Origin of the sequence: Shewanella rhizosphaerae (assembly GCF_019457655.1) — a bacterium.
Taxonomy (GTDB): Bacteria; Pseudomonadota; Gammaproteobacteria; order Enterobacterales; family Shewanellaceae; genus Shewanella; species Shewanella loihica.
Genome location: NZ_CP080420.1, coordinates 3,681,637 through 3,695,079 on the forward strand (window position 1 = coordinate 3,681,637; position 13,443 = coordinate 3,695,079).

At 54.3% G+C, this 13,443-nt stretch carries 10 protein-coding genes; 6 read left to right on the forward strand and 4 right to left on the reverse strand.

The features are described 5' to 3' along the window. Positions 1 to 35: 35 nt before the first annotated feature. Positions 36 to 467, reverse strand: coding sequence for a universal stress protein (locus K0I63_RS16055; protein WP_011866897.1), 432 nt, complete (start codon positions 465 to 467; stop codon positions 36 to 38). Positions 468 to 761: 294 nt separating this feature from the next. After that, positions 762 to 1,139: a SpoIIAA family protein gene (locus tag K0I63_RS16060; protein ID WP_220081676.1), complete on the reverse strand. Its 378-nt coding sequence runs from the start codon at positions 1,137 to 1,139 to the stop codon at positions 762 to 764. Between the two features lie 262 nt (positions 1,140 to 1,401). Here K0I63_RS16060 and K0I63_RS16065 point away from each other — a divergent pair, with 262 nt between their 5' ends. The 3 genes from K0I63_RS16065 (at position 1,402) to K0I63_RS16075 (ending at position 4,766) form a co-directional block, all read left to right on the forward strand. Next, positions 1,402 to 2,826, forward strand: coding sequence for a coniferyl aldehyde dehydrogenase (locus K0I63_RS16065; RefSeq protein ID WP_220081677.1), 1,425 nt, complete (start codon positions 1,402 to 1,404; stop codon positions 2,824 to 2,826). A 13-nt stretch (positions 2,827 to 2,839) separates the two neighbouring features. Next, positions 2,840 to 3,424, forward strand: a complete 585-nt coding sequence (locus K0I63_RS16070; RefSeq protein WP_220081678.1) for a TetR/AcrR family transcriptional regulator — start codon at positions 2,840 to 2,842, stop codon at positions 3,422 to 3,424. A gap of 166 nt (positions 3,425 to 3,590) precedes the next feature. Continuing rightward, positions 3,591 to 4,766 carry a membrane dipeptidase gene (locus K0I63_RS16075; protein WP_220081679.1) on the forward strand — a complete coding sequence of 392 codons (1,176 nt, stop codon included), beginning with the start codon at positions 3,591 to 3,593 and terminating at the stop codon, positions 4,764 to 4,766. Between the two features lie 406 nt (positions 4,767 to 5,172). Here the strand turns inward: K0I63_RS16075 and K0I63_RS16080 are convergent, their stop codons facing one another. Then, positions 5,173 to 6,003, reverse strand: coding sequence for a hypothetical protein (locus K0I63_RS16080; RefSeq protein WP_220081680.1), 831 nt, complete (start codon positions 6,001 to 6,003; stop codon positions 5,173 to 5,175). A 566-nt stretch (positions 6,004 to 6,569) separates the two neighbouring features. Here K0I63_RS16080 and K0I63_RS16085 point away from each other — a divergent pair. Continuing rightward, positions 6,570 to 7,454, forward strand: a complete 885-nt coding sequence (locus K0I63_RS16085; protein ID WP_220081681.1) for a DMT family transporter — start codon at positions 6,570 to 6,572, stop codon at positions 7,452 to 7,454. Positions 7,455 to 7,856: 402 nt separating this feature from the next. Here K0I63_RS16085 and K0I63_RS16090 read toward each other — a convergent pair whose 3' ends face one another. Then, positions 7,857 to 9,647 carry a flavocytochrome c gene (locus tag K0I63_RS16090; protein ID WP_220081682.1) on the reverse strand — a complete coding sequence of 597 codons (1,791 nt, stop codon included), beginning with the start codon at positions 9,645 to 9,647 and terminating at the stop codon, positions 7,857 to 7,859. A gap of 398 nt (positions 9,648 to 10,045) precedes the next feature. Here K0I63_RS16090 and K0I63_RS16095 point away from each other — a divergent pair, with 398 nt between their 5' ends. Next, complete coding sequence (locus tag K0I63_RS16095; protein ID WP_220081683.1) at positions 10,046 to 12,010, forward strand: ATP-binding protein; 1,965 nt, start codon at positions 10,046 to 10,048, stop codon at positions 12,008 to 12,010. Between the two features lie 9 nt (positions 12,011 to 12,019). After that, positions 12,020 to 13,408, forward strand: a complete 1,389-nt coding sequence (locus tag K0I63_RS16100; protein ID WP_220081684.1) for a sigma-54-dependent transcriptional regulator — start codon at positions 12,020 to 12,022, stop codon at positions 13,406 to 13,408. The last annotated feature ends 35 nt before the right edge of the window (positions 13,409 to 13,443 follow it).

Here is a 13,443-nt window from a genome sequence, read left to right on the forward strand (position 1 = left end):
ACGACGGGCTTATAAACCAGGACCTTCGCCCCGGACTACTTGACCACCAGCACCGGGCACTTGGCACGGTTCGCCACCGCCTCTGCCACATTGGTATGCAGAAAATGAGACAAGCCTTTACGGCCATGGCTGGCGATCACTATCATGCCGACATGGCTCTCTTCGGCCTCGGCTAAGATCTCGGTCACCGCGTCGCCGCGACGTATCATGGTCTCGATGGGCAAATTGCTATCGAGCTTGGCCAGCAGGGATTTCATCTTCTCGGCGGCGGCATCTTCCATGGACTGGGCGAGCTCCTCCGGCGTGATGGCGAGGATCTGAAAATTCTCATCCCCCATAGGCTGCTCGACCACATGAAGTAAGCGAAATCCCACCTGATACAGGTTGGCCATCTCGATGGCATAAGAGAGGGCATGGGAAGCCGTTTCAGAAAAATCTGTCGGGCATAAAATTTGACCATTTCTCATCTGTTACTCCTTACCATTCGCTTTCTTTAAGCATAGCGGATAAAAGTGACACAGGCTTGACAGAAATCGCTTAGCTGGCAGGGCTTTTTCCGCTTTTCTCTGAGCTGATGCAGGCCCTTAGTTGCGCCGGTAAAAGCGGCTAAAAAAATCGTCACTAATATTAAAAACCACGGCTAATCCCCAAAAGCTCGCCAAATCCCCAAAACCGCGCCTAATACTCATAGCCAGTACTCAAAACCATTACTCAAAATCAATACTGAAAAACGTTACTGGCGATAAACGAAGGGTTGGCCATTAACACAGCCAGTCGAGTGCATCGCGTTTATCCTCGAAGAACTTAAACTCCCCCGGGGTGAACCAGTTCGCCACCCGGGTCGCCCACTCCTGTAGATCCCCCTGTCCTATGATGGCCACCCGCTTAAACTCCTTACCGTGTTTCAAGCCCAGCTTCAAGTCATCCCAGGCCGCATGCAGCGACAGGCCATCGAGCTCTGTGATATCGAAAAGCGCGACGATTTCGGGCGTTTTTATGCCCGCCAGGGCCGACTCCAACAGCGGCGTCATCTGCTCATAGTCTTCGTGGGTCAACTTGCCGACGGCCTTGAAGGCGAGGTAGAAATCATCCTGACTGCGCTCTATGCCAATGGCGATACCATGTAGATTGCTGCTCACATCAAGCTCCTGTAATCCCAACTAAAAGGGCCTATTTCATTTTAGATTTCCAGCCCCTCCACCCGCTTGATCCAGATCACACTTTTCACCGCTATCGAACAATAATTGACCTAGGCGGTTTTACCCCCTAACATTAGACCGACTAATCAGTCGGTTTTTAAGATTAACCCACTGACCTCGCCTCATAGGCCAACTAACACAGGTGACTATGCGGCGTTAAACTGAGATAGACAGGCGCCCCGAACGAGTAAGGATAAGCACAATGAACATGCCCGCAAACCTAGATGTCGGCCAAGGCCTCAACCAACTGCTGGCGAGGCAGAAGGCCAGCTTCCGTGAGCAAGGCGCCCCTTCGATACAGCAACGCGAGGCCCAGCTTATCGCCCTCAAGCAGGCGCTGCTGAGCCATCAGCAGGCGATCGTCGAGGCCCTCAATGCCGACTATGGCCACAGATCTCCTGATGACAGCCGCATCTCTGACATCATGCCCTGCGTCAACAACATCAACTACACCCTGAAGAAGCTCAAGGGCTGGATGAAACCCAGCCATCGCCACGCTGGTATCTTACTGGCGCCCGCCAAGGTGCAGGTGCAATATCAGCCTCTGGGCGTAGTCGGCATCATAGTGCCATGGAACTTCCCCGTGATGCTCTCCATCGGTCCCTTGATCACCGCCCTGGCCGCCGGCAACCGCGCCATGATCAAGTTGTCTGAATTCACCCCAGAGACCAATAGGGTGCTGAGGCAGATGCTGGCCGGCCTGTTCGATGAGACCCAGGTGGCTGTCGTCGAAGGCGAGGCCGAGGTCGCCGCCGCCTTCTCGGCGCTGCCCTTCGACCATCTGCTGTTTACCGGCTCAACCACGGTTGGCCGCCATGTGATGCGCGCCGCCGCCGACAACCTCACCCCTGTCACCCTGGAGCTGGGCGGCAAGTCGCCGGTGATCATAGCGCCAGACATGCCGCTGGATACCGCCGTGGAGCGAATGATCTACGGCAAGTGCCTCAACGCCGGGCAGATCTGCGTCGCCCCCGACTATGTGCTGCTGCCCAAGGGCCAGAGCCAGGCCTTCGTCCAAGCCTTCATTAACAGATTCAAGCAGATGTACGGCGAAATTGGCCAGAACCCCGACTACGGAGCCATCATCAATCAGCGTCAGTTCGATCGCCTGCAGGCTGTGCTGCAAGACGCCATCGACCTGGGCGCCAAGGTGACCCCCACCAGCACAGAAACCATGACGCCAGGCAGCCGCAAGCTACCGGTGCAGCTAATAACCGGAGTTAACGAACAGATGAAGGTGATGCAGGAGGAGATCTTCGGCCCACTGCTGCCCATCGTCGAATATGACAGCCTGGAGCAGGCGATCGACTATGTGAACGACCGCCCTCGCCCGCTGGCCCTCTATATCATGAGCTTCGATAGCGATACTCAACAGCGACTGCTCAACCAGACCCACTCGGGTGGTGTGTGCATCAACGAAACCGTGTTCCATGTGGCAGCAGACGATGCCCCCTTCGGCGGCATTGGCCCCTCAGGCATGGGCCACTACCATGGCAAGGAAGGCTTCCTCACCATGAGCCACGCCAAGACCATATTGAGCCGCGGTAAGCTCAACACCGGCAAGCTGGTGCATCCTCCCTATGGCAGTGGGATTCAGCAGCTGCTGATGAAGCTGTTTTTGCGCTAACGGGCAGATTCAGATGACAGTAAGCAGCAAACGCACCAAGAAACAGGCCATCTTAGAGACCGCCCTGCAGCTGTTCGTCAGCCAGGGCTTTCATGGCACCAGCACGGCCACTATCGCCCGCGAGGCGGGGGTCGCGACAGGCACCCTGTTTCATCATTTTCCCTCGAAGGAGCAGCTGCTCGAGCAGCTGTTTCTCGGCGTTAAGCAGGAATTTGCCGACGCCATACAAGCGAGCGTCAGCAGCCGCGGCAACCTCAAGCAAGATGCCGAGCAGCTCTGGTTTGCGGCGCTGACCTGGGCCATGGCCAATCCGCTCAAGCAGGCGTTTTTTCAGCTCTACTCCATGTCACCCAACGTCGAGCAGTCGGTGCGGGATCAGGCGATGCACGGCATCCTAGGCTTTATCGCCGAATTGATCCGCCAGGGCCAGGCAAGCGGCGAGCTGGCCGAGTATCCCATCGAGCTGATGCAGGACAATTGCCACGGCCAATACCTGGCCGCCACCCGCTACTTTGTCGACCACCCGGATCGCTGGCAGCAAGCACATGAGCGCAGCGCCAGCTTCGCCCTCTTCTGGAATGCCATGGCCAAAGTCTAGGTATAGGTCTAGCGCCAAGGTCTAAATCAAGGTCTAGGTCTAATGCTTCAGCCCTGAAGGCGCTGCATTCGCCGCGCCTCGCTGGTCGCCTCCTCGGCTTTGGTGATACACTCGATGGCTATTAAGCCGTCCAGCAAAGATAAAAATAACAAAAACAAGGAGTCCCATGGCCATTCAAGTCACCCGGCGTCAACTTATCAAGGCATTAGCCGCCGCAGGCATGCTCAGCCAACTGCCCACCGCTAACGTGTTTGCCAACACCAATGCCGTCGGCAAGGGCAATACTAAGCCCCTCTATATCGACGGCCTCTCCTTCCTGCCGGAGGACTTAGCCGATCTCAAGGCCTCAAAGCTCGATGCCTACCTGTGCGACATCTCCGCCATAGAGGCCATAGAACAAGCCGATGGCACCACCAACTACAAACGCACCTACAACGCCTGCGTCAAGAGCATCGGCGAGGCCCTGACCAGGGTGAACGCCAACCCAGACAAGCTACTGCTGGGGCGCAACGCCAAGGATATTCAGACCGCCCATGACAGCGGACGCACTGCCGTCTTCTTCCAGATCCAGGGGGCTGACTGCGTCGAGCAGAGCATAAATCAAGACCTCAATCAGATGGATGAGTTTTATGAGCGCGGCCTTAGAGTGCTACAGCTCACCCACCACTATGGCAACCTGTTTAGCGGCGGCGCCCTGGACAACGACGGCAAGCAGGGGCTCAACCTGCCGCTCACCAAGGTCGGTCATCAGCTGCTCCACAAGCTCAACAGTAAGCGGATGCTGATCGATGTCAGCCACTCCAGTCCCCAATCGGCGCTAGACAGCGCCAAGGCCAGCCGCGCGCCGATAGTACAGAGCCACGGCGCCGTGCGCGCCATCGTCAATCACGCTCGCTGCTCACCCGACGAGGTGATTAGGGCGATCGCCGACACCGGCGGCCTGTTCGGCGTCTTCATGATGACCTTCTGGCTCACCACTGAGCATGCGCCCACCACAGACCATTACCTGGCACAGCTCAAACACGTGGCCAATGTCGGCGGCATAGATGCCGTGGCGATTGCCAACGACTACCCGCTGGGGGGCCACGAGAAGCTCTTGGAACTCAACAACGACAACGCCGAAGGGGTGAAACAATATGTCGAGTGGTGGCACAGCCTGCGAGCCCGCGGCGTACTCGGCTTCGACCACGAACCTCAGCACGTGGTGATCCCAGCGCTTAACCATATCGAGCGCATGGAGCGTATCGACAGCGCCCTCTCCCGCGCGGGATTCAGTAGCGGCGATCGCGCTAAGATCATGGGCGGAAATTGGCAGCGGGTGTTGACCGAGGTACTAGGCTAGTCCCTCTGACCCAGGCTGGTTAGCGGCCAGCCTAATGACGCTTTCTTAAAGTTTCCTTTTAGAACATCTACCCGATTTCGTATTTGAAAGGCATCCTTTAACCAAGACAGCATGGTGTATCAATTGCCTGCGGCAAGCTACCGTGCAAACACGCTTTTGGCACGCAGCAAGTCCATCCTTGGATGCTCTGCGAAATCATCCCTGATTTCGAAGGCCAAAAGCGTGTTTACACCGAGTTATCCATCTCTTCGATTTGGCATTAATGAAAAACTTCTGGATACAAGCTTGTGGGGTCGATAGCTCTAATATGTGAATTTCAGATTAACATTTCTATCTGCTAACGCCCGCATTTGCGGCTGGTTTGGAGCGCAGCGAAAAACCAGTCCGATTACATGCGCTTGTTATGTCATTCACTATCTAATTCTTGTACATGTGTATCTATTTTTTCAGCCAACTCACGACAATTTTTTACTAGTTCTTTAATACTTTCTACCGACACAGTGACAGACTTTCCGTCCTTTTCGTAACCAGCGCGATGCACACAATCGTGTCTCAATCTAACTGCTCTAAATAGCCATGATATATCTCCAAAATCACACGCAAGCACTTCAGCATACATTGGTTTTACCTTGCGCATATCATGGAAGATAATGCCTTTTAAATAGGTGGCAACTGTTGACTTAATATTACTGTGCTGAGCGTAAATCTCGTTGACTGTAAACTTGCGATTCCCAAACTCAGGATCAGTTTCGATCAGTTTTCTCGTTAATTTATCGGAGCTTGTAACGCAATGGATAAATGTAGTTAATAGAAAATGCTCCAGCGTAGATACAACATGAGCATGCAGCATTACCAACAAACTAAATTGAGCGCTTTGCGTAGTTTCTATTTGAAGCAATGCGGGAATTTCAGCCAACTGCTTGTTAAACATTTCCAATTGCTCTGAATTGTCTAATTCCCACTCAAGCTCATCTTCTTCAGGATCTTCCAACTCCCACTGAGATAAGCTCACATATGAGCCTGAAGTAAGGCCATCTATTTTCGCCATGATAGAAGGATCGTTATCATTATCGAACTGAACAACATAACCATAAAGCAATCCATCGTTGCTGTAATCGCCATCGATGTCGTAAGAGATCTGTTCTAATTCATCTTCAGTAATTCCAAGAAGCTTAGCCAAACGAGAATTATTTTGTGCTTCAATTCGATCAAACCAGTAAGCTTTAGTACTGCTCATATATCTGACTCCCTACGGGGACATAACAGCTTATTAGTACGCATGCGACTAGTGAAAACGCGCATTGTTAACTAATTGTATTGCAAAGAAGTTATCACCTTTACTTCAAGTACACCATTCTGAAATACACGCATGCGCGTTTTCCAAACCTTCCACCTAACGAGATTAAATTTAAGCACTGATTTTATTAGCCTTTATTTTTAATCGGTTTACCGCCTATCGATAAAAAAGTGATAAAGGTGTTCTAAATATTTCCTGGCTATCGGCAACAAATGCAGTCAAATCGAAGAGACGTTGAATACCGAGTGCAGATACGCCAGTGACCTTCGGTTTCAGGGATGAAACCGCAGAGCGGCCAGGGATGGCGAACAGCGTGTCACGGGTGTATCTGCACATCCCCCGCCGGGCAGGCGTTAGGTAGCAATGAAGGTACGACCTTCAATACCCCCTATAAACTCATATACCGCTGAATGCCAAACCATTAACCCTCAACACCGTGGCAAACGGTCAATCCCACGATACACTGAAACTAATATCACTAAGAAATTCAACGCAGAAGATTAACCATGCCCCAACAACCCTGGATACGCCTGCTGTTACTCACCTCGGTCACCATGCTGGCATTTGCGGCCAACTCGCTGTTTTGCCGGGAGGCCCTGGCATCGGGCAGTATCGGCGCGGCCAGTTTCACCCTGATACGTATCGCTTCAGGTGCCCTGGTGCTTGGGCTACTCGCATCGCGTCATATTCGCGCCGGTGGCCTTGGCGGCAACTGGCTCTCGGCAACGGCGCTATTTGGTTACGCGGTCGCATTCTCTTTTGCCTACAACAGCCTAAGCGCCGGCACGGGAGCCTTGTTGCTGTTCGGTGCGGTGCAGATCACCATGATCCTCTACGGTTTATGGTCGGGCGAGCGGATAATTCGAAAACAGATGGTAGGAGCGCTAATGGCCGGAGGCGGACTGGTTTGGCTGGTGCTACCGGGCGTAAGCGCTCCGCCCATTATCGGCGCCATGCTGATGATCATCGCCGGGGTTTCCTGGGGCGTCTACTCCCTGCTCGGCCGAGGCACTAGGCGCCCAACCTTGGCCACGGCTGGTAATTTTATTCGCGCCGTGCCCATGGCCCTGGTGCCTTTTGCCCTGCTCGCTAATTCAGAGACGATCAGCGCCACCGGGATTGGCTACGCCGTAGCCTCAGGCGCCCTCGCCTCGGGGCTGGGCTACGCCCTGTGGTATTTAGTCCTGCCCTCGCTGTCGGCCGTCACCGCCGCGACCGTGCAGCTCAGCGTACCGATTATTGCCGCCTTCGGCGGCTTCATCTGGCTCGACGAGGCATTAACAAGCAGACTCCTGCTCGCCTCCATCGCCGTCCTCGGCGGCATCGCCCTGTTTGTCATGAGTAAACAAGGCCATGGATCCACAAATGAAATCAACAAAAGAGCAAAGTAAGAAACCTTCATAACAAGAATTGAAGTCAAATCGAAGATACGTTGGACACCCAGTGTAAACACGATTTTGGCCTTCGAAATCAGGGATGATTTCGTAGAGCCCACAGGGATGTGCTCGTGGCGTGCCAAAATAGTGTTTGCATTATCCCCGCCGGACAGGCGCTAGGTAGCAGCAAAGGTTCTACTGACAAAGAACTGGCAAATACCAAAACCCTCCATCTCAGAACCTTGAGATAAGTGTTCCTGACACAAGCCCCCTCTTAGCCCATCCATGGGCTTCGGGGATAAGCATATCCCTATACAAAAAAGCCACGGCGGTGGCCGTGGCTTTTGGCGGTGGCTTCCTAGCCACCTTTTGGAGTGTTAACTATGTTAGTAACCGGTTGATATTGATTAAGAAATATTAGTGTTTCTTAGCGTAATCAGCGGCTTGTTCACCGGCTAGGCGACCAAAGGTGATGATGTCAGAGATAGCGTTACCACCAAGACGGTTTGCACCGTGAACACCACCTGTTACTTCACCCGCGCCGTATAGGCCTGGAATCACCTGCTTCTTGGCATCCATTACCTCGGCCTTAGTATCGATCATCACGCCGCCCATGGTGTGGTGAACACCAGGAGTCACTTCGATGGCATAGTAGTTACCTTCGTTCAGTGCGCGTGGCAGGTTAGGACGCTCGAAATCGGCATCTTTACCGCTGGTCACGAAGCTGTTGTAACGTGCAACAGTCTCGGTCAACGCCTTACCATCGATACCTTCCAGCTTACCTAGTTTCTCTAGGCTATCTGCGCTAGGTGCTACACCCAGGCCGATATACTTGTCGATCTTCTTCAGTGACTTACGTACTGAATCATCGAAGATCAGGTAAGCAGACTTACCGGTTTGCTTCAAGATTGCCGCAGCCGCCTTGTCACGAGTAGTGATCTCGTTGACGAAACGCTTACCTTCACGGTTAACCAGGATAGCGCCGTTACCACGAACCGCTTCGGTCACCATCACACCACCTTTAACAGATAGGGTTGGGTGAGCCTGGATGTATTCGAGATCTTTCATCGCCGCGCCAGCGTTTGCTGCTACGTCGATACCGTCGCCGACTGCACCTGGTTGGTTAGTCGATACGAAGCCTTTCAGCTTAGGATCCAGCTTAGACACGCGTTCGTTGTTCTTAGCGAAACCACCGGTAGCCAGAATCACTGCATCGGCTTTCACCCAGTAGTAACCCTTGTACATACCCTTAACCAGGATACCTTTCACCTTACCGCTGTCGTCTTTGAGGATCTCAACGCCGCGAGTGTTCATGCGGATATCGATGTTGCGCTTAACCGCGTTATCGTAAAGTACTTGTACCACGTGTGCGCCAACACCAGCACCACCTGTAGGACGGTGTGAACGGTTAACAGAAGCACCACCCATACGGCCTACGTCGCTTAGATCGGCGCCCATGCCAGTCATCCAGTCGACAGAGCCTTTTGAGTGAGAAGAAAGGATCTTAACCAACTCAGGATCGTTGATGTTACGGCCACCTTTCATGGTGTCTTTAAACATGATCTCTGGGTCATCTTTGATGTTTTTCGCTTTTTGCTGATCGGTCCAAGCGGCGTTCATACCACCGGCCGCCAACTTGGCGTTACCGCCGATAACCGGCTCTTTCTCGATCAGAATCACTTTAGCGCCATTATCGTGGGCCGATACTGCGGCAGAGAAACCTGCGCCGCCTGAACCTACAACCACTACGTCAACGGTATCGCGAGGTGCGCTAGCAAGAGCCGCTTGACGTTCTGCCTTGTCTTTCGCCAGTTCGGCGATAGTTGGCTCGTGACGTTCCCACTTCTTGGCATAAGGCATGTTGAAATCGAAGCTATGGCAAGAGTCACAGTAGACCATAGATTTTTCGTGTGCGCTGTGGCAAGAAGTACAAGAAACATCACCAGGGAAGTGAGAATCGTGGGCGTTGTAGTGTTCATGCTTAGTGCTTTCAGCCACTTCCGCTAAGGTACCGTGACAAGAAACACACTGAGCATTTTCATAGGTCAGGCTGTCGTTTGATAGCTCACCGTCTGCTTGGTGACAGCTATCACACTCTTGGTTTTGGGCGTGGAAATCAGCCAGGTTGTCGGCTGCCATGGCGTTGCCCATGAATCCGGCTGTGCCCATCAAGGTGGCTAGACAAACCGCAAGTTTCATCTTTTTCATCTTTGCTCCCCCTTCTAAACTTACAGGTTTAACCCGCTGAATTTAGAAGCACTTACATTATATTTAGATTAAAGTGGTTCACACTTCACTTTAGAAGAAAGCCTCAACCGGTATTGATGAGTACCTCGGGCTTTCACTATCGCTCAACTAAATGATTAACCAGGAAAGAGAAGCCAGCAATCACGCCACCGCTTTAGGCTTCAGAAATGACACCTCAATCACAGCCCTCAAGATCGCCTATGCAAGTATGCATAATCACAAAGAGGTATATGCAAAAATGCATAGTCCTATGAGATCCCGGTCACGCAGCATTCCTACTGGGATTGGGTTAGATAAGAAATCGCTAATTCGAGTAATACAGCACAGTTTATTGCTGCGGAAAATTGTAGTATTTCAGCATGAAACGCTTACTGCTCTGCCTAATCTTCTTCAGCTTTCCCGCATTATCGCAGGAGAGTATCGTCTTTGGCGTCCACTCGAAAACCGCGCCGTTGGAGTGGCGCAATAACGGTGTGGATCAGGGCTTCAACATAGAGTTGATGCACAGGATCGGCCAGCTGACCGATAAGCGGATCATCATCCGCCGTAAGAGCTTTCAACAGCTGGTGAAAGATGTGCACAATCCGGGCAGCGACATAGACGTGATCGCCGTGGTCAGCCCGGTAAATCTGGATCGCAAGCTCAGCCAGTCCGATCCCATCTACGCCACCCACGCCAAGGCCTATACCCTGCAAGGCAAGGCGCTGATCAACAGCTGGACAGATCTGGTGGGCAAGCGGGTCGCCATCAAGAAGGGCGCCTTCGTCGACGTCTACCTGTCGGGCTACCCACAGAAATTCAACCGTGTGGATGTCGACCTGTATGAGACCGGCTTTAAGCAGCTAATCGAGGGCGAGGTCGACGTGGTGATCGCCGAGAGCTTCGTGGCCCGCCGCCTGCTGCCCCTCTACCCCTCGGTGCGCAGCTCGAGCGATGCCCTCATCTATGGCGCCTTCAACTTCGTCTGCAACGGCAAGAAGGCCGCCTTGATGCAGGAGATCAACGACGCCCTGCGCCAGCTCAAGCTATCCGGGGAATATGACCGCCTGGTCAACAAGTGGTTTGGTACCGGCCGCGAGAAGGTGGATCTGACCTCCACCGAGAAGCGCATGTTCTCCCTGGCTATCCTGGTGGCCATCGTCTCGGCCAGCGGCATGATCTATACCGGTTTCATCAGCGCCAGCCTGCGCAGACGTAAGAAGGCCCTGGACGCCGAGCTCATACAACGTCGCCGGGTCGAGGCGGAGATCTCCAACATCTCCAAGCAGTTTCAGTCGGTATTGGACGGTATTCCCCACGGCGTGACCATAGTCAACCGCGAGCTGCAACGCCTGTGGAGTAACGACAACAATGTGCATCTGCTGATCTCAGAGGACTTCCATTACATAGACGATCAAGCCTTCGATCTCAGGCCGGCGGTGCTGCAGGTGCTCAACGAGCAGAAGTCGCTGATTGCCGACATGATGTATCTAGAGCAATATTGGCAGCTGCAGATCCACCCCATCGCCAATGATCAGGTGGTGGTGCTGCTGGAAGAGAGCACGGAGCAGCACAAGCTGCGTCAGGCCAACGAAGAGGCCAGCCGTTTAGCATCGCTTGGGGAGCTGTCTGCCGGCATCGCCCACGAGATCAACAACCCGACCGGGCTGATCCTGCACGCCATCTCGCTATTTTCGGCGGCCATCAAGGACCTAAATCCGGCGGCCAACTATTACCAACAGCAAAACCCCTTCTGGCAGATCGCCGGGCTCGCGCCCAGCCAGGCCATGGAGGAGATGGCGGTGAGCAGCGACACCATAGAGGAGGCCGCCAAGCGCATCAGCCGTATCGTCAACGATCTCAAGCGCTACGCCCTGCCTAATCTCACCCAAGATCATACGCTGGTCTGCCTCAATGAGGTGGTCGAGGTTGCACTGCGTCTCACCGCCAACCAGACCAAGACCCGGCAGGTGACTAAGCTGCTGCACCTCCCCAGTCCGAGGATCATGGGGGATGCCCAGCAGCTGCATCAGGTGTTGATCAACCTTATCCAAAACGCCTGTCATGCCTGTGCGGCCCACGAAGGCAGCATTCAGATCAGCACACAGGTGAATCAGGGGCGCGCCCTGATCAAGGTCAACGACAATGGCTGCGGCATGGACAGCGCCACCCTCAAACGGATCACAGAGCCCTTCTTCACCACCCGACGCACCGAGGGAGGCAGCGGCCTGGGCCTGTCGGTCTGTAGCCGTATCATCAAAGAGCATCAGGGTCAGATGCAGATACACTCGGCGCCCGGTAAGGGCACCCGTATCCAACTTAGTTTTGCCTTGGTTCAGGAGTAGCAACAACAGATGAAACTTGCACGCAATATCCTATTGGTCGACGACGAGGCCTCCTGGCTGCGCACCCTGGCGGTGACCCTCAACCGTCTGGTGCCCGAGGCAGAGATAGACACCTGCGTCGACAGTCGCCAGGTACTCAATCGCCTACAGGTAGGCGACTATGCTCTGGTGCTGCTGGACCTCACTATGCCCTTCCACTCAGGTGAAGAACTGCTAGGGATGATCCGCGCCGAACACCCCAATACCCGGGTGATCATAGTCACGGGGGTCAACGAGGTGGATACCGCGGTGCGCTGCATCAAGCATGGCGCCTATGACTACTTCATCAAAACAGACAATGTCAGCGACCTGGCCCATACGGTGCGCCGCGCGCTGGAGGTGGTGGGACTGGAGCGCAACTATCTGCATATCAAGGAGCGCTTTCTCAGCCGCACCTTGGACAACCCCAAGGCCTTCAATAACATACTCACCTGTGAGCCGGCGCTGCTGGATCAATTTCGCTATCTCGAGGCCGTCGCCTTCAGCCCAGAGCCTCTGTTGATCCACGGCGAGAGCGGTACCGGCAAGAGCGAGTTTGCCCGCTCCTGCCATCAGCTGTTCAGCCCAGAACAGCCCTTTGTCAGCCTCAACCTGGCGGGGATCAACAGCGACACCTTCGAGCTTAAGCTGTGTGGCCGCCTTAGTCATAAGCCAAACGGTGAGGTCGATGCGGTTACCGGCTTGCTTCATCAGGCAGGCAGTGGCGTGCTCTACCTGAGCGAGATAGGCGCCCTCCCCCTGAGCGCCCAGATCACCTTGCTGGAACTTATCGAGAGCCGAAGCTACTCGCCCCAGGGCAGCGACAGCCGTTTTCCCATCAAGTGTAAGTTTGTGGTCTCGACCCAGGACGATCTGCTGACCCTCAACAAGGCGGGTGAGTTTCGCAGCGATCTACTCTATCGCCTGCGCGCCCACAAGATAAGGCTGCCGCGACTTGCCGAGCGCCCGCTGGACATCGCCATGCTGATCAACCACTTCATCGCCGAGGCCGCCGAGGAGATGTCCCTGAGCGCGCCGCAGCAGCCCAGGGATCTGGCGCCAAAGCTGCTGGATTACGACTTTCCCGGTAACCTTAACGAGCTCAAGGGGATGGTGTTTGATGCCGTCAGTCGCAGCGACGGCGTTACCCTCAATATCTCCCCCTTCATGGAGGCGATAAAGGAACATAAGTCGCTGGACGCTGCCCCCGGGGATCACATCATCTTCCCTAAGTCGCTGCCGACCCTGGCACAGATGAATCAGGCCTTGATCGACGAGGCCATGAGCCGCACCGCCAACAACCAGACCGCCGCCGCGCAAATGCTGGGGATCAGCCAGAGCGCCCTCAGCCGGCGCCTGACCAAGGGGCAGGAAAACTAGCCCCGCCCAATGGGCATAAAAAAAGCCTCTCATCA

Excerpts from the sequence above, each read along its gene's own strand:
- K0I63_RS16075 (WP_220081679.1), top strand. The coding sequence starts at position 3,591 with ATGGCCATTCAAGTCACCCGGCGTCAACTTATCAAGGCATTAGCCGCC.
- K0I63_RS16080 (WP_220081680.1), bottom strand. The coding sequence starts at position 6,003 with ATGAGCAGTACTAAAGCTTACTGGTTTGATCGAATTGAAGCACAAAAT.
- K0I63_RS16055 (WP_011866897.1), bottom strand. The coding sequence starts at position 467 with ATGAGAAATGGTCAAATTTTATGCCCGACAGATTTTTCTGAAACGGCT.
- K0I63_RS16095 (WP_220081683.1), top strand. The coding sequence starts at position 10,046 with ATGAAACGCTTACTGCTCTGCCTAATCTTCTTCAGCTTTCCCGCATTA.
- K0I63_RS16085 (WP_220081681.1), top strand. The coding sequence starts at position 6,570 with ATGCCCCAACAACCCTGGATACGCCTGCTGTTACTCACCTCGGTCACC.
- K0I63_RS16100 (WP_220081684.1), top strand. The coding sequence starts at position 12,020 with ATGAAACTTGCACGCAATATCCTATTGGTCGACGACGAGGCCTCCTGG.
- K0I63_RS16070 (WP_220081678.1), top strand. The coding sequence starts at position 2,840 with ATGACAGTAAGCAGCAAACGCACCAAGAAACAGGCCATCTTAGAGACC.
- K0I63_RS16090 (WP_220081682.1), bottom strand. The coding sequence starts at position 9,647 with ATGAAAAAGATGAAACTTGCGGTTTGTCTAGCCACCTTGATGGGCACA.
- K0I63_RS16065 (WP_220081677.1), top strand. The coding sequence starts at position 1,402 with ATGAACATGCCCGCAAACCTAGATGTCGGCCAAGGCCTCAACCAACTG.